Genomic DNA, 22014 nt, shown 5'->3' on the forward strand with positions numbered 1-22014 from the left:
ACCATGTCTTTAGAACACATTACAAAACAATTAACTGACCTTGAAGGTAAATTACCGCCAGTAGAACTATGGGATCCGCCGTATTGCGGTGAAATGCCAATGGAAATAAAAGCCGATGGTAGCTGGTTCTATATGGGCACTGTAATTAGCAGAGAGCGACTGGTAAAACTATTTTCGACGGTATTAAAAAAAGAACATGATGAGTATTATTTAGTAACCCCTGTTGAAAAAATTAAGCTTACCGTTGTTAATGAACCTTTTGTTATCACTCATTGGCGTTGGTTGGAAGATGTCAGCCCAGCGATAATCGAATTAACCACCAACATTGGCGATAAGCTATTACTCGATAACGAGCACCCGTTGGAAATAAATAAAGCTGGTGATTTAAAAGTGCGAGTAAGAAGAAATCTTTATGCATCTATTCATCGTAATGTATTTTATCAATGGGCAGAAATAGCAGAAATAGTTGAAGATAAAAAAAACCAGCACCTTGTATTAAACAGTGCTGGTATTAATCACATATTAGGAAAGATTTAATCGAAAATTAAATCACTCTGGAGAAGCGTTGCTGATGTATTTTTGATTTCAAATACGCATCAAAAGACATACAAATATTACGAATTAACAATCGGCCTTTTTCTGCAACAACAATCTCTTCAGCGCTATTTGTTAGTAAATCGTCATTGATGAATGTATCCAAACTTTGCAAGTCTTCAGCAAAATACTCATTAAAGTTAATATCAAACTGCTGCTCTATTAGTTGTTTCGACAAACTAAAATTACACATAAGCTCTTTAATCACTGTAGCTCTGATCACATCATCTTTTGTGGTCACAATTCCTTTTTCCAAGGCATGACCTTGCTCATCTACAGCTTGGTAATATTCTTTTAACGTTTTACTGTTTTGGCTAAAACTTTGGCCGATGGCACTTATAGAAGATACCCCCATGGCAAGTAAGTCGCAGTCACCTAAAGTTGTATAGCCTTGAAAATTGCGATGTAATTTACCCGCCTTTTGTGCGATAGATAATTCATCGCTAGGCTTGGCAAAGTGATCCATGCCAATAAAGTCATAGCCAAGATCAATTAATGACTCGATTGCATATTGCATAATGGCAAATTTTTGATCGGCATTAGGCATCCATTCATCTCTGATTTTTCGTTGTGCGGCAAAGCGGCTCGGCATATGTGCATAACTAAATAATGAAATTCTGTCTGGATCCATAATCTTCACAGCTGCTATCGTATTAGCGAATGTTTCAGGGCTTTGATGTGGTAATCCATAAATCAAATCGATATTTACCGAGTTGAAACCAACAGCCTTGGCGTGATGAATTAAATCAGTAACAAATTCTGTACTTTGCTCTCTGTTTATTGCCTTTTGAACTTTTGTATCAACATCCTGAACCCCAATACTTAATCGATTAAAGCCTTCGGCATATAAATGATCGACCAGATCCAGTTCAATTTCTCTAGGGTCAACTTCTATACCCAGCTCAGCTGAATCGGTGAAGTGAAATGATGATTTAAGCTTATTCACTAATCGGCTAATTTGGGATTTAGTTAAAAATGTTGGTGTGCCACCACCCCAATGCAATTGTTTCACTTGGTGATCTTTAAATAACTCGGCTCGAGAATCTATTTCTTTAAATAAATAGTTTAGGTATTCATCAGCTTTATCGCGATGACGGGTAACTATTTTATTACAACCACAGTAATAACAAAGACTATGGCAAAATGGAATGTGGATATATAAAGACAGATCATTTGTTGTTGAATTATTTACGGCTGTAACAAGATCAGCGTCAGTAAATTTTTCATTAAATTCCAACGCTGTAGGATACGATGTATAGCGCGGACCGCTAACATTATATTTAGCTAATAATTCTGGGGAGAACATTTGTGATGACATTAAAACAACCTATTTCTACTGATAGTAACTAGTATAAAAAAGATCAGATTAATTTATGTTGATCAAGCGCAATGTTTTAGCATTCAGTTAACAAATGACGACGATTTAAAGTTCTCTAAATCCGTTAGCTAGGTGTATTTATTTGGATGTGTATTATTCGGCACACTGAATACATTTAGTTGCTGCTGGTTGAACTTTTAAACGACCTGTAGCTATGTCTTCACCACATTCTGCACATATACCATACGAACCGTCTTCAATACGAGTGATTGCATTTGATAGTTGCTGAATTTCTATCTTAGCTTCTGATTCCAGCGCATTAAGCACTTCATCATTTTCTCGCTCGCAAGCTTGTTCGGCCCAATCGGCTGCACGACCATCGGCAAAGTCACCATGGATCGAATCTACGCGCGCCTGTAGGGCTATTATACGTTGGGTAAAATTTGCTATTAGCTGTTCAGACATAATTCAGCCTCGCTTTCTATTTTTTTTGTTGGTTTAGCTCTTTTTGCAGTGATTTAACAAATGGTAGTAAATCTGCTACATCCGAATATACAGCAGGCTCTAATTCTTGTTCAATTCCCATACGCTCAAGATCTAACGCTAACCTATCTTTCTTTGATAGTTGCTTGCGTGCTTCAAGTATCGGCATGTGACTAATTTTGCTGTATAACTTAAATATAGCAGGAAATTTGGTTTTTAACTCTTCACTATACTTCGGCAATGATTCCATCAACACCGAAAGGCGCCAGCAGCCTTCCGATATTTCACATTGCTTTTCACTAATAGCCTTAGTTATCAATACGATAGAATCAACAGCTTTCAAATCTCGAACAATTTGTTGCTGCTTATGTTGTTCTTCAATAAGCTTTGTTTTTATCGTTTGGCTGCGTAATTTAAACATCAAAAAAGAAGCATAACTCGCCAAAGCCAGAAGAAATAACGAAGCAAAAATAAGGAGTAAAAGGGTACTAACTGACACGATTAAATCTACTCTTTAAATTCAGAAAAATCAGTATCGTCTAATTTATCCCAAAGTTTATCTTCTGAGTCTTCTGATACTTCGTCTTCATATTCTTCATCGTCATCTTCGGTTTCAATGCCTAAAGCCTCTAACAGCTCTTCGTAGCGATCAAAACTATCAGATAAGGTCTGTGCTTCATTTTCAGTTAACTCTTCACCAGCTTCAGCTCTTGCGGCTAATATTTGCAGTTCTTCATTATCTTCAATGGCGAATAATTCTTTTTCTAAAAGCTCTATTTCCGTGGTATCCACTTCAACATCTTTAATCGGAGCAATTGGTTGTTGAACAACTTTAGCTTTTGGTTTGGCCTGTTTAACTGGAGTAGTTGGGGCACCAAGATCGATAGGCTTCTTACTGCCAATACGTGGATCTTTATCTTTTACATTTTCCGTTTGAGTGGTTTTGGTAAAAGCAACTTGTTGACGAGTTCCAGCTTTGTTACCTGAAGTTTTACGAGCTCTTGGCTCTTTCTCTTCGATAACCTTATTTCTTGGTTCGCTTATTGTTTTAGCGCGACCTGGCTTGCGAGATTTTTTAGTTCTGCTCATAGTGTTCTTAAATAAATAGTAATTATCTCTATTTTACGCGATCTGATACCAGTTAGCATAATTATTTGGTCTTTTAGTGATAATTAAATGGCTTATAGGCAAGGCATTAATTGCTGATAATGGTTATTCCCTTGTCAAAATTAATAACGCCGCTTATGGGCCATTTAAACTCACCCTTCGGGAGCGCTGTAACATCATGATAACGGCACAAGATTTCTTTAATGTACGAAAGCATGGATGCTGCAGATAGAGCGACGCAGGATGCCAAAGCCTAGAATGACTATATTTACAAAAATTTTATTTGTTCTAATGCCGTTACAGCGTTCTAAATAATCAGATAGTTAAGCTAAATGGTATACACATAAACTGTTAGTTTTTGAGCAAAAAAAAACGATAGTCTGATGACTATCGCTTTTCGACAAATACTTTTGTCATTGTTCTGGTTAATCCAGCCCTGAACCTATCCTTGAAATACTATCCCTATATTTGAATCGTTTCCGTACATTGTTTTTTATTTTCGGTCATCCTGACACCTTATTTGCTATCCATAAACCCTAAGGGTAAATCATCCAATGATAAATGATCTTCCTGATCAACTTAATAATCCATTAAGTATATCCCTGTAGCATCCTTACCAAATTTCCACTTCTTGATTTCTAACACGCTACATCCTGTAACTGATATAAAGTCTAAACCTTCACTTTATTATTACAATGCATTTACAAAACAAACTAGTGAACACTAAATAATCAAACCATATAAGTGATTGTTTTTACAATAGTAATTAAATTCAAGGTAAGACTTTTCCGTTAATGTCTATTGTAGGTATGGTCAATGTCGCACATAAATATAAGATTATTGAGTGATAGTTATTTTGACTTGGGAGAAGTTATTTTCTGTGATTTACTTTTAATGTTTTTTTATAAGCACGCTATAACCGAAAGTAGATCATTCAGCGGTCTGTGACTGAATTAAAACTAAACTCTTCTTAAATCTAAATTTCAGGCAACGCTTAACCTCATAGACGCCGACTTAAATGCCATCCATGGCAAGTCGGCATTCCATCATCCATGATGTAAAAAAAAGACACGCATTGCGTGTCTTTTTGTAGATAAGTAATTAGTTAAACTAACTATTATCTCTTATGTTTACTTGCTTCCTGGATAACACGTAATTGCGCTACCGCTCTGGCTAGCTCAGCAGCAACTTCAGCATAATCTACATCGCCTGAGGCGTTGTGAATATGATCTTCTGCACGTTGCTTGGCATCTAAAGCAGCTTGCTCATCCAAGTCATCGCCACGTACAGCCACATCGGCTAATACAGTAACGCTGTTTGGTTGAACTTCCAACATACCGCCGGAAAGGTAAATTACCTCTTCGCCGCCATGTTGTTTAACAATACGCGCCATTCCTGGTTTTAACGCAGTTAGTAATGGTGCATGGCCAGGCATAATACCTAGTTCACCTTCACTACCTGAAATTTGCAATGATTCGATGCGGCCAGAGAATAAACTCTCTTCTGCACTTACTACATCCAAATGTGTCGTCATGGCTGCCATATTAGTCTCCTGTACCTTTATAGGCCAAATTACATTTTGCTGGCTTTTTCAGCCGCTTCTTCGATTGCACCAACCATGTAGAACGCTTGTTCTGGTAGTTCATCGTAGTCACCCGCTAGGATGCCTTTGAAGCCTGCAATTGTATCTTTAAGAGATACGTACTTACCTGGAGAACCAGTGAATACTTCAGCAACGAAGAACGGTTGAGATAAGAAACGCTCAATCTTACGGGCACGGGCAACAGTTTGCTTATCTTCTTCAGAAAGCTCGTCCATACCTAAGATAGCGATGATATCTTTAAGTTCTTTATAACGTTGTAGAGTCGACTGTACGCCACGAGCAGTTTCATAGTGCTCAGCACCAACTACTAATGGATCAAGTTGACGTGAAGTAGAATCTAGTGGATCGATTGCAGGGTAAATACCTTGCGATGCGATATCACGAGAAAGTACAACAGTTGCATCTAAGTGAGCAAACGTAGTTGCTGGAGATGGATCCGTTAAATCATCCGCTGGTACGTATACCGCTTGGATTGATGTAATTGAACCATTCTTAGTAGATGTAATACGTTCTTGAAGTACACCCATCTCTTCTGCAAGAGTTGGTTGGTAACCTACCGCTGATGGCATACGACCTAGAAGTGCAGATACCTCAGTACCAGCAAGTGTGTAACGATAGATGTTATCTACGAAAAATAGTACATCACGACCTTCGTCACGGAACTTCTCTGCCATTGTAAGACCAGTCATGGCAACACGTAAACGGTTTCCAGGAGGCTCATTCATTTGACCGTATACTAACGCTACTTTATCAAGTACGTTTGATTCGCTCATCTCGTGGTAAAAATCGTTACCTTCACGAGTACGCTCACCAACACCAGCGAATACAGAATAACCACTGTGCTCGATAGCGATGTTACGGATAAGCTCCATCATGTTAACGGTTTTACCAACACCAGCACCACCGAATAAACCAACTTTACCACCCTTAGCGAATGGACAAACTAGGTCGATTACTTTGATACCTGTTTCTAGTAACTCATTTGATGCAGCTTGCTCTTCATATGACGGAGCTTCACGGTGGATAGTCCAACGCTCTTCTTCACCAATAGGACCTGCTTCATCAATAGGCTCACCCAATACGTTCATAATACGACCAAGTGTTTTCACACCTACTGGTACTTGAATATTGGTGCCTGTATTTTCTACATTCAGACCACGACGCAAACCGTCAGATGAACCCATGGCAATAGTACGAACTACGCCACCACCAAGTTGTTGTTGTACTTCTAGTACAAGACCACTTAGATCACCTTCTGTAATTGTTAATGCGTCATATACCTGAGGTACAGCATTTTGTGGAAACTCAACGTCCACAACTGCGCCAATGATTGACACTACCTTACCTGTACTCATGTTTATTCCTCTAAACTATTAATTAAACTTTGCCTATACCGCAGCTGCGCCAGCTACAATCTCACCCAATTCTTGGGTAATACTTGCTTGACGTGCTTTGTTGTATATCAATTGTAAATCATCAATTAAGTCACCAGCATTGTCGGTTGCTGCTTTCATAGCAACCATACGTGCGGCTTGTTCACTGGCTAGGTTTTCAACCACGCCTTGATATACTTGAGATTCCACATAACGAACCAATAATTGATCAAGCAAAGCTTGAGCATCTGGTTCGTAAATGTAATCCCAACGATGCGAGATAGCGTCATCATCTGACTTAGGCAAAGGTAACAATTGATCGATTGTTGGCTGTTGCGTCATAGTATTTACAAACTTGTTGCAAACTACGAACAACTTATCGATTTCACCGTTGTCGTAAGCGTCTAACATAACCTTCACAGAACCGATTAAATCGGTAACAGAAGGTGAGTCGCCTAAACCTGATTTTTGTGCAACTATATTTGCGCCAATAGTACCAAAGAATGCAGAGGCTTTAGAGCCCACTACAGCTAAGTCTACTTCAGCGCCTTGTTCTTGCCATTTGGCTGAATCTTTTAACACAGATTTGAACAAGTTAATATTTAAGCCACCACAAAGACCACGGTCGGTAGAAATAACGATATAGCCTACACGCTTAACTTCACGCTCTTCCAAATAAGGATGGCGATATTCAAGTTGGCCGCGTGCAATGTGACCGATCACGTTTCTAATGTTTTCAGCGTATGGACGTGAAGAAGCCATCAAATCTTGCGCTCTGCGCATCTTTGAAGCTGCAACCATTTCCATTGCGCTAGTGATCTTCTGTGTATTTTTTACACTTCCGATCTTAGTTTTTATTTCTTTACCACCGGCCATGACTATTCACTCCGAAACTATTAATTACCAGGTTTGAGTTGCTTTGAAATTTTCAAGCAATTTAGTTAAACCCGCTTCGATATCTTTATCGTAGTTACCAGTTTCGTTGATGGTAGCCATAAGCTCAGCATGCTCATTAGTTGCATAAGTTAATAACGCAGCTTCAAAGTCTACAACTTTGTTGATTGCGATATCATTTAAGAAACCTTTTTCAGCTGCAAATAATGAAACACCAGTTTCAGCCACTGACATAGGGCTGTACTGTTTTTGCTTCATTAATTCAGTAACGCGTTGACCGTGCTCTAATTGTGCACGAGTAGCGTCATCTAAATCAGATGCGAATTGAGCGAAAGCCGCTAATTCAGCATATTGAGCTAATGCTAAACGGATACCACCACCAAGTTTCTTGATGATCTTAGTTTGTGCCGCACCACCAACACGAGATACCGAGATACCAGCGTTAACAGCTGGACGGATACCTGAGTTGAAAAGGTTTGACTCTAAGAAAATCTGACCATCAGTGATAGAGATTACGTTTGTTGGAACGAATGCAGATACGTCACCAGCTTGTGTTTCAATAATCGGTAATGCCGTTAATGAACCAGTTTGGCCTTTAACTTCACCGTTAGTGAATTTTTCAACATAAGCTTCGTTTACACGAGCAGCACGCTCTAGTAGACGAGAGTGAAGATAGAAAACGTCACCTGGGTATGCTTCACGGCCTGGCGGACGACGTAAAAGTAATGAGATTTGACGGTAAGCAACAGCTTGCTTAGATAAATCATCATATACGATTAGTGCATCTTCACCGCGGTCACGGAAGTATTCACCCATAGTACAACCAGAGTATGGTGCTAAGTATTGTAATGCTGCAGCTTCAGAAGCTGATGCTACTACAACGATAGTATTTGATAACGCGCCGTGCTCTTCAAGAGAACGTACAACGTTAGCAACAGTTGACGCTTTTTGGCCAATTGCTACGTAAATACTCTTAATACCAGTATTCTTTTGGTTAATAATTGCGTCTAGTGCGATCGCAGATTTACCAATTTGACGGTCACCGATGATAAGCTCACGCTGACCACGACCGATTGGAATCATTGAGTCAATTGACTTGATACCAGTTTGTACTGGTTGGTCAACTGATTTACGATCGATAACACCTGGTGCTTGTACTTCAACAGGAGAGAAACCATCGTTTTCGATTGGTCCTTTTCCGTCGATAGGCTCACCAAGAGTGTTAACAACACGACCTAATAGGCCACGTCCTACTGGTACTTCTAAAATACGACCAGTACTTTTAACTTTTAGACCTTCGTATAAGTCCTGGTAAGGACCCATTACTACCGCACCTACCGAATCACGGTCTAGGTTTAACGCGATAGCGTAACGGCTGCCAGGAAGTTCGATCATCTCACCTTGCATTACATCAGCAAGGCCATTGATGCGAATGATACCATCTGTTACAGAAACGATAGTACCTTCGTTACGAGCTTCACTAACAACGTCAAATTGATCAATACGATTTTTGATCAATTCAGCGATTTCAGTGGAATTCAGTTGCATGCTCTGTTCCCCAATTAGGATTGTAATGTAGTTGCTAAACGGTTCAGTTTACCACGAACTGAGCCATCGATAACCATATCACCAGCCTTGATAACAAGACCAGATACTACGGTAGCATCTACTGTACAATTAAGCTTAACTTTACGTGCCAAACGCTTTTCAAGCGCGGCGCTTAATGTTTTAACTTCTGCTGCTTTCAATTTATTAGCAGATGTTACATCTACAGAAACTTCTTGTTCGTAATCTGCTTTTAATTCAACAAATTGTACAAGAATTTCTGGTAACGCCAACAAACGTTGATTTTCAGCCAATAACTTAACAAAGTTTTGGCCCTTGTCGTTTAATTGCTCACCACAAACACCGATGAATAAGTTTTTCACTTCTTCAACGCCTTTGTCACCACTAAGGTAACTGGCTACGGTTTCGTTTTGAGCTACTTCAGCTGCAAACACTAGCATTTCTAACCAAGTGTCTACTGCGTTAGCTTCAACGGCATAATCAAACGCTGCTTTAGCATAAGGACGAGCAACGGTAGTCAATTCAGACATAGCTCATATCCCCTTAAAGTTCAGCGACTAGTTTATCTAAGATGTCGCTATGTGCTGCGGCATCAATAGAGCGTTCAAGAATTTTCTCTGCACCAGCAACGGCAAGAACAGCAACTTGTTTGCGTAATTCTTCACGTGCGCGGTGACGCTCTGATTCAATTTCTGCGTGTCCTGAAGCGATAATTTTATCACGTTCAGCAATTGCTTTGCCGGCAGCTTCTTCAATCATTTGAGTTTCGCGCTTTTTAGCACCTTCAACGATTTCAGCAGCTTGAGCTTTAGCTTCTTTTAATTGTGCTTTTGCATTGTCTTGAGCAAGCTCTAGATCTTTAGCAGCACGTTCAGAAGCAGCAAGTCCGTCAGCAATAGTTTTTTGACGGTCTTCGATGGCGCCCATTAATGGTGGCCATACGAACTTCATGCAGAATATTACGAATACGACAAATGCGATTAATTCACCAACAAGAGTAATATTAATATTCATTTGTGTACCTCCTTTAAGTTATTCAGGTTTAATAAATAATGGTGTTTATTAAAGAGCGAATAACATGTATAGACCAATACCTACACCGATCATCGCGATAGCATCGATAAGACCCGCTACGATGAACATTTTTACTTGAAGTTGTGGTGCTAATTCAGGTTGACGAGCAGCTGATTCTAGGAATTTGCCACCAAGTAGACCGAAACCAATCGCAGTACCTAAAGCACCTAAACCGATTAGTAAAGCAACAGCAATATATAACATGTGTATCTCCAGTTATTATTTAGTTAGTTAAGTTAAAAATTAAAGTATTTAATAAAATTAAATTTTGTACATTTGGGCTTCCTGCCCTAAACCATTACAGTTCGACGTCCTGTCGTACTAAACATTACTTATATAAGTAATGCTTAGTGATCTTCATGCGCTAAGCTTAAATACACGATGGTTAACATCATGAAAATAAACGCTTGAAGAGGAATTACTAGTAAATGGAACGCTGCCCATAAAAAGTGTACCGGCAATTGGAATAAACCAATTGTGGCGATCAAAATAAAGATCAACTCACCAGCATACAAGTTACCAAACAAACGCAGTGCCAACGATAATGGACGAGCAAGTAAGGTTACTGTTTCTAAGATGAAGTTTACCGGGATAAAGGCCCAGTGGTTAAACGGTTGTAGTGTAAGTTCCTTCATGAAACCACCAAAACCTTTTATCTTGATTGAGTAGTATATGACTAGGAAGAACACACCTAAAGAAAGTGCGAAAGTCATATTTAAATCAGTAGTTGGTACTGATTTAATGTAAACATGTTCAGGATCAACGCCCATAAAGCCACCAATAAATTGGGCAATAGTAGGAATTAAGTCAACCGGAACCCAGTCCATTGCATTCATCAATAAAACCCATACAAAGATGGTTAAAGACAATGGTGCAATTAAGTTGTTTTTGCCGTGGAATGTTTCTTTGACTGAGCTATCTACAAAGCCAATGATCATTTCCACTGCACATTGCAGCTTACCTGGAACACCTGTGGTCGCTTTTTTTGCTACCGAGCGGAATGTTAAGAGAAAAACCAAACCTAGAAAGATTGACCAACCTAATGTATCCACATTAAGCGTCATGAAACTTCCTTCACCCAAGCTAACTTGCCAGTTAGTAAGGTGATGTTTGATATAAGAGCCTGTATCTGCAGCCATCTTCTATCCTAATTATTGTTGATTAAAGTTAAATTTATTAACAACACTTGCCAAAAACGGCGCAAGCATTGTTAAGGAATATGTTGTAAAAAATGCTATCGGCGCTAAATCGAGAAATTTAAAACACAAAACAAATAAGATTGCCGTTAGTATCATTTTTAATTTTACGCCTTTGTAAAACGAGTCTACGACTTGTTGTGAGGCGCTTGCTCCAGCAAATTTAAATGCTTTATGAGCAAATACAAAATTAGGGATAATACTTACTGCACCACCAGCTAATGCTGACTGGGCCATAGTAAATCCCCAATTAAAATAAACAGTTATAAAACTTAGTAGCGTTACTATCAACTGCATTATCAGCTGAATGTTGGCAACCTTTTTACCGGGCTTAGTTAAAATATTTGTCACCGGTAACTCCTAAGAAACACTGTCAAAAAACGTATTTTTTAAGCGAATGTTTTTTTTATAGTCAAACGCGTGCGCAAGTATACTGATTTACAGCACTTTTGCAACTTTTAAGCCCACTACAATACATTAATACAATAATTATTTAACTAGACATTTGGCTAAGAATGTCAGGCATATGTAAAAATATCTAAACAGGAAAATCTAATGTCCAAAAAGTCCAATTTAGCAAAAAACTAAAATTATTGAATCTTTGCCAAAATGCCTTCTAGCTCATCGAGAGATGCGAAAGAAATTTCCATTTTTCCTTTGCCTTTTTTATTGTGCTTAATTTGTACAGGCGAGCCAATGCGCATGGCTAAGTTATCTTCAAGTTTTAATGTATCAGGGTCTTTAACATCAGGCTGTTTTTCAACTACCGGTTGTTGGGCCTTTTTTACTAACTTTTCGGTTTCACGAACGGTTAACTCTTTAGCAGCCACAGTGCGAGCAGTGGTTGTTTGTAAGTCACCTTGTAAACTTAACAGGGCCCTTGCATGGCCCATTTCAATATCGCCATTTTCGAGGAAGGTTTTTACGTCATCATTTAAACTATTTAAACGTAATAAGTTGGTTACCGTGGTGCGAGATTTACCTACAGCAGTAGCAACTTCTTGGTGGGTGAGTTCAAATTCACTTAATAAGCGTTCTAATGCAATGGCTTCTTCCATGGCATTAAGATCTTCACGCTGAATGTTTTCAATTAAGGCTATCGCAACCGCCGATTCATCGGGTACATCTTTAATTAAACATGGGATCATATCTAATTCAGCTAATTGCGATGCTCGCCAGCGACGTTCACCGGCAATTATTTCGTATTTATCAGTCCCAACAGGACGAACGACAACAGGCTGAATAATACCTTGTGCCTTAATTGAGTTAGCAAGTTCTTCAAGAGCACCTTCAGACATATCCTTGCGTGGTTGATATTTACCTGGTTGTAATTGTTCAATCGGTAACTTTTGCAACTCACTTTTAACAACGACAACGTCATTATCAGGAATGTCTTGCTCAGATTTATCTGTTTTTCTAGGTGCTGAGGTTAATAGGGCATCTAAGCCTCTACCTAAGCCGCGACGTTTCGACGTGCTCATGAATATCCTTGCTTATTATTCGCTAACCGTAGCCGGTTGCGCCTGTTTTTTTAATACTTCACCAGCTAAAGCTAAATATGCTTTTGCGCCAGTTGCTGATTTATCATAATACATTGCAGGGGTACCAAAACTTGGTGCTTCTGCTAAACGTACATTACGAGGAATAACGGTTCGATAAACTTTGTCGCCAAAATGACGTTTTAATTGTTCTGACACATCGTTAGCTAAACGGTTACGAGGATCATACATAGTACGTAAAATACCTTCAATATGAAGGTCTTTATTTACCACCGAAGATAGTTTAGAAATGGTATCCATTAATGCGGTCAAACCTTCAAGGGCGTAATACTCACATTGCATAGGAACTAACACTGAATCAGCGGCAGCCATGGCATTAACGGTGAGCATATTTAGTGAAGGTGGGCAATCGATGATGATAAAATCATATGTGTCTTTAAATGGTGCTAAGGCATTTTTTAAGCGTTGCTCACGGGCAAACACTTCCATTAATTTAATCTCAGCAGCAGTAACATCTGTATTTGCAGCAATTAAATCATAATGACCGGTAGTTTCAGTGCAGATGACTTCATTAAGGGGTAATTCATCAATCAATAACTCGTAGCTGGTTGCATGCACGTCGTATTTATCAACACCACTGCCCATAGTGGCATTACCCTGTGGATCAAGGTCAATAAGTAATACTTTACGTTTGGTTGCAGCCAAAGAGGCCGCTAAGTTAACCGACGTAGTTGTTTTGCCTACACCACCTTTTTGGTTGGCAACTGCTATAATTTTTCCCACAATGTCCCCGCGCCAATAAATATTTTCAAGTTCAGCTATTATTTTTTCTCTGGCTGATTTGCTAATTTAGCAAAGAATTACAAGATTAGCTTTTAATTATTTTATTTTCTTCAATTCAATTAAATGTCGTTGCCCTTCAAGTTCAGGAACAGTAAGGGTAAAACTCTCTACTAATTCAATTCCTGCAGGCATAGAATCCAGTTCATCTGCAGGGTACAGGCCTTTTAACGCGTAAAAGCGGCCTTTGTCATCAATTAAATGCTGACACCAAGTGATCATATCTTCCAGTGAAGCAAAGGCTCTGCTTAACACACCATCAAATGGCACTTCTGGTAAATATTTTTCAACCCGAGATTGAACAGGTGTTACGTTTTCCAGTTTTAATTGATAAACCACTTGTTTTAAAAACGTTACTCGTTTGCCCAAACTGTCTAATAAAACAAAATTTTTGTTCGGGTACAAAATCGCTAAAGGTATACCTGGTAAGCCTGGGCCAGTGCCAACGTCGATAAAACTATTACCATTTAAGTGAGGTCCATTAATTAACGAATCTAAAATGTGTTTAACCAACATTTCACTTGGATCGCGAACCGACGTTAAATTATAAGCTTTATTCCATTTATGCAGTAATTCAACATAACCGACAAGTTTACTAACTTGCTCGTTACTTATAGTTAAATCAGTTTTGTTCAATAACGCAGTTAGTTCTGATGTTAGTTGGGCAGTTAAATCCATGGATATGATTGGCCGTTAATTATTTATTGAAAAAGTAAATCGACTTAAGCCGATTTACGTAATAGTCCGTGTTTTTTCAAGTAAACCAACAACAATGAAATTGCTGCAGGAGTTATTCCTGAAATACGTGAAGCCTTGCCTAACGTTTCTGGACGAGAATCGGTTAATTTGGCAACAACTTCATTTGATAAGCCAGAAATTTTAGAGAAATCAAAATCAACAGGGATCAGGGTATTCTCATGTCGTTTCTTTTTCTCAATCTCGTCAAGTTGACGATCAATATAACCTTGATATTTAGTTTGGATCTCTACTTGCTCTGATGCTTGTTTATCAGCAATACCAGGACCAAACTCTTCAATAGCCATTAAATCATCATAACGGGTTTCTGGACGACGCAGTAATTCTTCTAAATTTGCTTCTTTGCTTAATGGGTTTTTAAGCATTGGATTCAGTTTATCTACCGCTGGATGATCTTTTTGTACCCATAGTGCACGTAATCGTTGGCGCTCTTGTTCTACGTTTTCCATTTTGTCACAAAAACGTGCCCAACGCGCATCACCGACTAGACCTAACTCTCGGCCTTGTTCAGTTAAACGAATGTCAGCATTGTCTTCACGTAATAACAAACGATATTCTGCACGTGAGGTAAACATACGGTACGGTTCTTTGGTGCCTAAAGTAGATAAGTCATCAATTAACACGCCCATGTACGCTTGTTCACGACCAGGTGTCCATGTTTCTTTGTCCATGCTGCGACGGCCAGCATTTAAACCGGCAATCAGTCCTTGCGCTCCAGCTTCTTCATAGCCAGTAGTACCATTAATTTGACCTGCAAAGAATAGGTTTTCAATAAACTTGGTTTCTAATGTTTGTTTTAAATCGCGAGGATCGAAAAAGTCATACTCGATGGCATAGCCAGGGCGAGTAATATGCGCGTTTTCAAAGCCTTTAATTGATCGTACCAAGTCCATTTGAACATCAAACGGTAAGCTTGTAGAAATACCGTTTGGATAAATTTCATGTGTGGTTAAGCCTTCTGGTTCAACAAAGATTTGATGCGAGTCTTTATCACTAAAGCGCATAATTTTATCTTCAATTGAAGGGCAGTAGCGTGGACCAATACCTTCAATAACACCAGTATACATTGGAGATCTATCTAAACCGCCACGAATAATATCATGGGTATTTGTATTGGTATGAGTAATGTAACAAGGGATCTGCTGTGGATGATGTTCAGATTTACCCATAAATGAAAACGTTGGTACCGGAGCATCACCTGGCTGCGCTTGCATTACCGAAAAATCTAGAGTTCTGGCATCTAAACGAGGTGGTGTACCTGTTTTTAAACGATCGATCCTAAATGGCATATCTCGCAAACGATCTGCTAAATTTACTGACGCAGGATCACCTGCACGTCCGCCTTCATAGCTATTTAAACCAATGTGTATTTGGCCTGCAAGGAATGTACCTACGGTTAATACTACCGTTTTACCTTTAAACTTAAGACCCATTTGCGTAGAAACACCGGCAACACGATCCCCATCCATGATCAAGTCATCACATGCTTGTTGGAAAATGGTTAAATTTTCTTGGTTTTCCAGGTAGTTACGTACATATGCCTTATACAACAAACGATCCGCTTGTGCTCTTGTGGCACGAACAGCAGGGCCTTTAGACGAGTTTAATGTACGAAATTGGATCCCGGCATGATCGGTCGCTTCAGCCATTAAGCCGCCAAGCGCATCTATCTCTTTTACCAGATGTCCTTTACCTATGCCACCAATTGCTGGATTACATGACATAGCACCTAAGGTGTCAATGTTATGGGTAAGCAATAATGTTTTACAACCCATGCGAGCTGCTGCTAAAGATGCTTCTGTGCCTGCGTGTCCGCCCCCGACAACAATTACGTCAAAGGATTCTTGATACAACATGCTTAAGCACCTCTAAGTTTATTAATGAAAATTCTAAGGTGTGTATTCTACCGTTATTTTTAGCTGAGGGAAATGATCAAAGTGTTAAAAAGATCGAAGTGTAGATCCTTAAATAATATATAAAGATCTATATATAGATCTTATTATTATTACTATTAAGGATCCTTTATTCTGTTGATAAGTGTAATTTTGCTATATATAACAGGTTGTTGTGTTAGATCGGATCCTGTGATCAAAGCTTGATCAACAAGCTTATAACCTTTGATCAAAAAGCCTATTTATCCACAAGTGGTTTTAAATTTATTTATGTACACTGAATAATAATAGAAAATTAATATGTTTTACCCAGACTTATCCACAATAGGTTTGTTTTATGAGTAAATATGTGTATAAGTCTTTATAAGTGATCGATTATTGATCGTATCCAATTTGCAGCGGCTTCTTCTGGATCATCAATATCGATCATATCAATGGTGAACATATCAACTAATTGTTTCGACCCTTTACCTAACATTATGTTTTGTATAGACTTTCCTGCCTGACAAAAAGTGTCGTAGTTACTATCACCTACCGCGATCACTAAAAATTGTAGATCGTTAAAGTTATGATCAGCCACTTTTAGATCGTGTATAAAATTTTCAATGTTTTCTGGAAAATCGCCGGCTCCATGTGTTGAAGTACAAATCAACCAGGTTTGGTTTTGTTGATTTATTTCTGAATAATTAGGCTTAAAATGGATTTTTGTGCTGTGACCATGTTCTTTTAATACTTCTTCAGCTGCCTCGGCAACGTATTCTGTGCCACCTAACATGCTACCAACTATGATTTGAAATGAAGACATTAATACATCCTATTTGGGTAAATAATGGTGATCTTATCGATCCGTTAATATAGCGGAAGTATATAGGAATGTGGATTAATAAACGAGAAACGAGAGGCTAAAATCAGGTATGTAAATATATTTAAGCTATGGCCGTAATAGTGGAATTATCTAAAATACTGTAGGTATAGGGTTATTTATTAGTCGTATAAAAGTAATGAGCCTTACATCAGCGAATGTATGGCTCTTCGTTCCTAGTTTCTAGCAGTCTCGTCTCTATCATTTCCCAATACAGAACGATGAGAATATCTGGCCAAGCAAGTCATCGGAGGTAAATTCACCGGTGATTTCATTCAATTCTTGTTGGCAAATGCGTAGTTCTTCAGCCAAAATTTCGCCAGCTACATAGGATTCAAGTTGATCAAGTCCGCTAATTAAATGTTGGTGAGCATTATTTAATGCCACTAGATGGCGACGACGCGCCATAAAACCGCCTTCTATATTACCTTCATAGCCCATACATTCTTTTAAATGATCTTTTAAATTAGCAACGCCGGATTCAGTTTTAGCCGATAAAGTAACGGTTGGTGTGCCGTGATCAATGGTTAAACCGGTAGTTATGCCACTAACATCAGCTTTATTTTTTACAATGGTAACGCCCATATTGGCTGGTAGTTTTTCAAAAAATTCGGGCCAAAATGCTTTTGGATTATCACCTGTTTCTTTGGTTGAATCGATCATCAATAAGACTCGGTCTGCTTGTGTTATTTCTTTCCAAGCGCGTTCTATTCCTATTTGTTCAACTTTATCCGGACTTTCTCGTAATCCTGCGGTATCAATAATATGCAACGGCATACCATCAATGTGAATTTGTTCGCTCAACACATCACGGGTTGTACCTTCAATGTCGGTTACTATGGCAGAGTCTTTACCACTTAATGCGTTTAATAAGCTAGATTTACCTGCATTAGGACGACCTGCGATAACAACCCGCATGCCTTCTCTTATAATGGCTCCTTGCTGGGCTTTTGCCATTACATCGTCTACTTGATTGATTAGCGCTTTCAAATCTGTATTAATTTTTGTGTCAGCTAAAAAATCAATTTCTTCTTCAGGAAAATCTATGGCCGCTTCAACATACATGCGTAAATGAATCACATCATCGACAAGTTGATGAACAAGTTTTGAAAAATCACCTTGTAAAGAATGCAAAGCACAACGTGCAGCTTGCTCTGAGCTTGAGTTGATTAAATCGGCAATCGCTTCGGCTTGAGTTAAGTCAAGCTTATCATTCATGAACGCTTGCTCTGAAAATTCACCAGGGCGAGCCATACGAACTGACTTTAAACTTAATATATGCTTTAACAGCATGTCTAAAATAACCGGACCACCATGGCCCTGTAATTCTAAAATATCCTCGCCAGTAAACGAATTAGGGCCTTTGAAATAAATTGCGATACCTTGATCAATCACTTGTTTATTTTGATCATAAAATGGTAAATATTCAGCTTTTCTTACTTCAGGCACTTTACCTAATAAATGCTCTGCAACCATTTTAGCAAGCGGGCCGGAAACGCGAATTATACCAACACCTCCACGTCCTGGAGCTGTTGCCTGGGCGGCTATGGTTTCAGTATTGTGGCTTAGAGTACTAGTGTTTGACATTGGTTAATTCGCTAATAGGTTTAAATTTGATAATAGGTTGTATTATAAACATAAAAGAGACGAGAAACGAGAAAACTAGAAACTAAGAGCTGGTTATGTTTTATGGAGTTGATTACTTACAAGCACACAGTCAAGCAGGGAGGTCCCTGATGTCGCTAGTGCTCGACAATTGCTCCTGCATTGTTCTACCTACATGCATCAATGTACTAGTCCTTTGAGATGACGTGGTGTAAGTTAACTGACATTGCGTATACCCAAACATGCTTTTCGTTTCTCGTTTATAGAACTCTTTTATCTTCTCACATAAAAAAGGGTAGCTATTTAGCTACCCTTGTTATTTGATTTTTGCAACCAGCTACTTCTTAGCTAACTTCGCTTTTTCTTCGGCTTTATCAATACCTCTGAAAATAATTAACATTTGTACGATAGTAATTACGTTTGAAATAAACCAGTAAAGTACTAATCCTGATGGGAACCATAAGAAGAAGAAGGTAAAGAACACTGGCATCCATTGCATCATTTTTTGTTGCATTGGATCTTGGCTCATTGCCGGTTGTAATTTCTGCATTAACAACATCGAAGCACCCATCAAAATAGGTAAGATGAAGTATGGGTCTTTTGATGATAAATCAGTTATCCATAAACCAAACTCGGCATGACGTAATTCCACACTTTCCATAAACACCCAATAAAGTGCTAAGAAAATAGGCATTTGTAGAAGAAGAGGTAAACAACCACCAGCAGGATTAACTTTCTCTTTCTTATAAAGTTCCATCATCGCTTGTGACATCTTTTGTCTGTCATCACCGAAACGTTCTTTCAATGCAGCCATTTTAGGTTGGATCTTACGCATTTTCGCCATTGACGTGTATTGCGTTTTAGTAAGAGGGTACATTAATGTTTTCACAACAATAGTGATACAGATAATTGCCAAGCCCCAGTTTACAACGATATCTTGGATAAAAATTAGTAACCAGAATAATGGTTGGCTGATCATCCAAAGGAAGCCGTAATCTACTGTTAGGTCTAAACCTTCAGAAATTTTCTCTAATTTATCTTGGTCTTTAGGGCCAACATAGAATGTAGAAGAAGTCATTGCAGAGCTACCTGGAGCAATGTTCATTAACGGTTCTTTGAAACCGATTACCGCTTGACCGTTATTATCTAGGTAACGTGTGTATAACTGATTGTTCGTTTCATTACTTGGTACCCATGCGGTAACAAAGTAATGTTGAAGCATTGCTACCCAACCAGCTTTAGTAGACTCTTTTAAGTTAGCGTCTTCAATATCACCGAAATCATACTTTTCGTAACGAGTTTCGCTTGTTGAGTATGCTGCGCCACGATACGTTGGCATCATCATTGAAGAGTCTTCATCTACATTAGTTGACTGCTTAAGCTGACCATATAATTGTACAGAGGCAGCAACAGATGAATTGTTGATTATTTTATAGTCAACAGCTACATCGTAGTTACCCTTAACCAAGGTAAAGCTTTTCACGTAAGTGATGTCATTTTCTGTAAATGACAGCTCTACTACCAGGTTGTCGCTTCCATCTACTAATGAATAGCTTTGCGCTGCAGTAGAATAAATAGGACGACCAGCAGGGTTAGCATCAGGACCTTGAGAACCAATTAAGCCACTTTGAGCCACAAAGGTAAAACCTTGGGTCGTTAGAATTGGCATTGGGATGCCACTACCTTGCTCTGTTTCAAAGGCTAGTAAATTAGCTGCAACAATATCACCACCTTGTGTATTAACTTTAAGTTCTAATACATCTGAAGTAATGGTAATTACGCCACCTTTAGTTTCTGTTTGTGGCACTGAAGCTTGCTCGCCAGTTGCTGCAGGAATAAATTCACCTGACTCTGAAGAACTACTAGTTGGTACTGAAGACGTTTCTGCCGCTTCTACCGGTGTTTGAATAGGGGCATTATCCATTTGCCATTGGTTGAATAGTAAATAACTAACAACTAACAATGCTACAAATAGCAAACCGCGTTGTGATTCCATAATGTGCTAATTCTCTTGTTTAGATTTTGGTACGGGATCTTCTCCACCCGCATTCAGTGGATGACATCTTAATATACGTTTGCTTGCTAACCAACCACCTTTTAACACTCCAAAGCGATTAATTGCTTCAATAGCATAAGTAGAGCAGGTTGGATTGAATCGACAATTATTACCTAAAAGCGGGCTAAGCCAGCGTTTATAGGCATTTATGGGGGCAATAATTAACTTTTGTGCCGTTGAATTATTTTTCGCCATATTTTTTCCAATTGCTGATTAATCGCGTCGTTATCGAGTTTATCAATGCCTGACTTTACCATAACAACCAGATCGACTGCAGGTAATTTATGCTGATTTAAACGAAAACTTTCTCGAGTAAGACGTTTTAAACGATTTCTTTGCACAGCTAATTTAACTCGCTTTTTAGCGATTGCCATACCTAAACGATTATTGTCGTCTGAATTTGAAGTAATTAAGATGGTGAAATGGTTAGAACCATAACGAGTGGGGTTGTCGAAGACTTGTTTAAAATGACCGGGAGTCAACAAACGTGACTCCCGATTAAATTCGTAGTTACCCATTTGGGTTACTTATCCTTATTTTGCAATAAGAATTAAGCGCTAAGCTTAGCACGACCTTTTGCACGACGACGTGCGATTACTGCACGACCGTTTTTAGTTGCCATGCGAGCACGGAAACCGTGGTTACGTTTACGCTTTAAGTTACTAGGTTGAAATGTTCTTTTCATTACGCTAATCCGTCTGTTTGTTTGCTTTGCGAAAACAAACGTTTTCGAGCAGGGTGATAAAATTTGAGGCCGAATTCTAAGTTTAATTACAACTAAAGTCAACGATAATTATAAATTAATAATAGAAAAGATCCTTTTAGCTAAAGATCAGGATCTTTTTGATCGTAAAAAGCGATCATCATCTATATATAGCGGGGCTTAATTGCCGTTAAAACAATAATGTCCACAGTTTTATAACAATTGTAAATTTAGGTTTTAATAACTCTATATTCAACGAGGTTTATTATAGTTTATTTTATTGTTTAATTAATAGCCTTAATTACATTTTAATGCATTTATTATATTGTTTATAATCAACGAGTTATATTTAAAGTTAACCTGTGGTAAAAGTTTTTTTTGATTAAATGCAATTGCTGTATTGCACTTGTGGATAAGTAGGGAGATAATGACTTTAATCTAACAATTATTATTATAACTTAGATCGTTTCTGACCATTGTTTTTTAGCACTTAATTAGCCTCGTAATTTATTGTTTTTATCAATATTTTTCATTTGGCTGATTCTTTTCTATTTGTGCCATCAGATAAAACGATCTATTACGGGAGTTTTTGA

24 protein-coding genes are annotated in these 22014 nt (G+C 38.5%); 1 reads left to right on the top strand and 23 read right to left on the bottom strand.

Annotation, left to right across the window (positions count from 1 at the left end; genetic code table 11):
• Nucleotides 1–3 precede the first annotated feature (3 nt).
• Nucleotides 4–537, top strand: a complete 534-nt coding sequence (locus RI845_RS18675) for a DUF1285 domain-containing protein (RefSeq protein WP_348387681.1) — start codon at nucleotides 4–6, stop codon at nucleotides 535–537.
• A gap of 7 nt (nucleotides 538–544) precedes the next feature.
• Here the strand turns inward: RI845_RS18675 and hemN are convergent, their stop codons facing one another.
• From hemN to rpmH, 23 genes are all read right to left on the bottom strand, one after another.
• Nucleotides 545–1912, bottom strand: coding sequence for an oxygen-independent coproporphyrinogen III oxidase (hemN, locus tag RI845_RS18680; protein WP_348387682.1), 1368 nt, complete (start codon nucleotides 1910–1912; stop codon nucleotides 545–547).
• Nucleotides 1913–2065: 153 nt separating this feature from the next.
• Nucleotides 2066–2377, bottom strand: a complete 312-nt coding sequence (locus tag RI845_RS18685) for a TraR/DksA family transcriptional regulator (protein ID WP_348387683.1) — start codon at nucleotides 2375–2377, stop codon at nucleotides 2066–2068.
• Between the two features lie 16 nt (nucleotides 2378–2393).
• A complete protein-coding gene (locus RI845_RS18690) occupies nucleotides 2394–2894 on the bottom strand; it encodes a DUF2489 domain-containing protein (RefSeq protein ID WP_348387684.1) in 501 nt (166 codons plus the stop codon).
• An 8-nt stretch (nucleotides 2895–2902) separates the two neighbouring features.
• Nucleotides 2903–3484, bottom strand: coding sequence for a Der GTPase-activating protein YihI (gene yihI, locus RI845_RS18695; protein WP_348387685.1), 582 nt, complete (start codon nucleotides 3482–3484; stop codon nucleotides 2903–2905).
• 1135 nt (nucleotides 3485–4619) lie between these two features.
• Entirely contained in the window at nucleotides 4620–5045 is a 426-nt protein-coding gene (locus tag RI845_RS18700) for a F0F1 ATP synthase subunit epsilon (RefSeq protein ID WP_348387686.1), read from the bottom strand.
• Between the two features lie 29 nt (nucleotides 5046–5074).
• Nucleotides 5075–6460 (bottom strand): F0F1 ATP synthase subunit beta, encoded by a 1386-nt coding sequence (gene atpD, locus RI845_RS18705; protein ID WP_348387687.1) that lies wholly within the window; start codon nucleotides 6458–6460, stop codon nucleotides 5075–5077.
• A gap of 33 nt (nucleotides 6461–6493) precedes the next feature.
• Nucleotides 6494–7354, bottom strand: a complete 861-nt coding sequence (gene atpG / locus RI845_RS18710; protein ID WP_348387688.1) for a F0F1 ATP synthase subunit gamma — start codon at nucleotides 7352–7354, stop codon at nucleotides 6494–6496.
• Between the two features lie 24 nt (nucleotides 7355–7378).
• Nucleotides 7379–8920, bottom strand: a complete 1542-nt coding sequence (atpA, locus tag RI845_RS18715) for a F0F1 ATP synthase subunit alpha (RefSeq protein ID WP_348387689.1) — start codon at nucleotides 8918–8920, stop codon at nucleotides 7379–7381.
• A 14-nt stretch (nucleotides 8921–8934) separates the two neighbouring features.
• Nucleotides 8935–9468 carry a F0F1 ATP synthase subunit delta gene (gene atpH, locus RI845_RS18720; protein ID WP_348387690.1) on the bottom strand — a complete coding sequence of 178 codons (534 nt, stop codon included), beginning with the start codon at nucleotides 9466–9468 and terminating at the stop codon, nucleotides 8935–8937.
• 13 nt (nucleotides 9469–9481) lie between these two features.
• Nucleotides 9482–9952 carry a F0F1 ATP synthase subunit B gene (gene atpF, locus RI845_RS18725; RefSeq protein ID WP_348387691.1) on the bottom strand — a complete coding sequence of 157 codons (471 nt, stop codon included), beginning with the start codon at nucleotides 9950–9952 and terminating at the stop codon, nucleotides 9482–9484.
• A 48-nt stretch (nucleotides 9953–10000) separates the two neighbouring features.
• Entirely contained in the window at nucleotides 10001–10216 is a 216-nt protein-coding gene (gene atpE, locus RI845_RS18730; protein WP_143582908.1) for a F0F1 ATP synthase subunit C, read from the bottom strand.
• A 143-nt stretch (nucleotides 10217–10359) separates the two neighbouring features.
• Entirely contained in the window at nucleotides 10360–11151 is a 792-nt protein-coding gene (gene atpB, locus RI845_RS18735; RefSeq protein WP_348387692.1) for a F0F1 ATP synthase subunit A, read from the bottom strand.
• A 12-nt stretch (nucleotides 11152–11163) separates the two neighbouring features.
• Complete coding sequence (locus RI845_RS18740; protein WP_348387693.1) at nucleotides 11164–11559, bottom strand: ATP synthase subunit I; 396 nt, start codon at nucleotides 11557–11559, stop codon at nucleotides 11164–11166.
• A gap of 239 nt (nucleotides 11560–11798) precedes the next feature.
• A complete protein-coding gene (locus RI845_RS18745; RefSeq protein ID WP_348387694.1) occupies nucleotides 11799–12689 on the bottom strand; it encodes a ParB/RepB/Spo0J family partition protein in 891 nt (296 codons plus the stop codon).
• A gap of 15 nt (nucleotides 12690–12704) precedes the next feature.
• The gene (locus tag RI845_RS18750) at nucleotides 12705–13490 is read right to left on the bottom strand and encodes a ParA family protein (RefSeq protein ID WP_348387695.1); all 786 of its coding nucleotides are present in this window, start codon (nucleotides 13488–13490) and stop codon (nucleotides 12705–12707) included.
• A gap of 96 nt (nucleotides 13491–13586) precedes the next feature.
• Nucleotides 13587–14225 (bottom strand): 16S rRNA (guanine(527)-N(7))-methyltransferase RsmG, encoded by a 639-nt coding sequence (rsmG, locus tag RI845_RS18755; RefSeq protein ID WP_348387696.1) that lies wholly within the window; start codon nucleotides 14223–14225, stop codon nucleotides 13587–13589.
• A gap of 44 nt (nucleotides 14226–14269) precedes the next feature.
• Complete coding sequence (mnmG, locus tag RI845_RS18760) at nucleotides 14270–16159, bottom strand: tRNA uridine-5-carboxymethylaminomethyl(34) synthesis enzyme MnmG (RefSeq protein WP_348387697.1); 1890 nt, start codon at nucleotides 16157–16159, stop codon at nucleotides 14270–14272.
• A gap of 397 nt (nucleotides 16160–16556) precedes the next feature.
• A complete protein-coding gene (gene mioC / locus RI845_RS18765; protein ID WP_348387698.1) occupies nucleotides 16557–17000 on the bottom strand; it encodes an FMN-binding protein MioC in 444 nt (147 codons plus the stop codon).
• A gap of 258 nt (nucleotides 17001–17258) precedes the next feature.
• Nucleotides 17259–18644: a tRNA uridine-5-carboxymethylaminomethyl(34) synthesis GTPase MnmE gene (gene mnmE, locus RI845_RS18770; protein WP_348387699.1), complete on the bottom strand. Its 1386-nt coding sequence runs from the start codon at nucleotides 18642–18644 to the stop codon at nucleotides 17259–17261.
• Between the two features lie 355 nt (nucleotides 18645–18999).
• Nucleotides 19000–20658, bottom strand: coding sequence for a membrane protein insertase YidC (gene yidC, locus RI845_RS18775; RefSeq protein ID WP_348387700.1), 1659 nt, complete (start codon nucleotides 20656–20658; stop codon nucleotides 19000–19002).
• 6 nt (nucleotides 20659–20664) lie between these two features.
• On the bottom strand, nucleotides 20665–20913 hold the full coding sequence (gene yidD / locus RI845_RS18780; RefSeq protein WP_348387701.1) for a membrane protein insertion efficiency factor YidD: 249 nt from the start codon (nucleotides 20911–20913) through the stop codon (nucleotides 20665–20667).
• Complete coding sequence (rnpA, locus tag RI845_RS18785; RefSeq protein WP_348387702.1) at nucleotides 20880–21236, bottom strand: ribonuclease P protein component; 357 nt, start codon at nucleotides 21234–21236, stop codon at nucleotides 20880–20882. Before rnpA ends, yidD begins: the two co-directional genes overlap by 34 nt.
• A 32-nt stretch (nucleotides 21237–21268) precedes the next feature.
• The gene (rpmH, locus tag RI845_RS18790; protein WP_348387703.1) at nucleotides 21269–21403 is read right to left on the bottom strand and encodes a 50S ribosomal protein L34; all 135 of its coding nucleotides are present in this window, start codon (nucleotides 21401–21403) and stop codon (nucleotides 21269–21271) included.
• Between the last annotated feature and the right edge of the window lie 611 nt (nucleotides 21404–22014).

The sequence above is a fragment of the Thalassotalea nanhaiensis genome, from assembly GCF_031583575.1.
GTDB lineage: Bacteria > Pseudomonadota > Gammaproteobacteria > Enterobacterales > Alteromonadaceae > Thalassotalea_A > Thalassotalea_A nanhaiensis.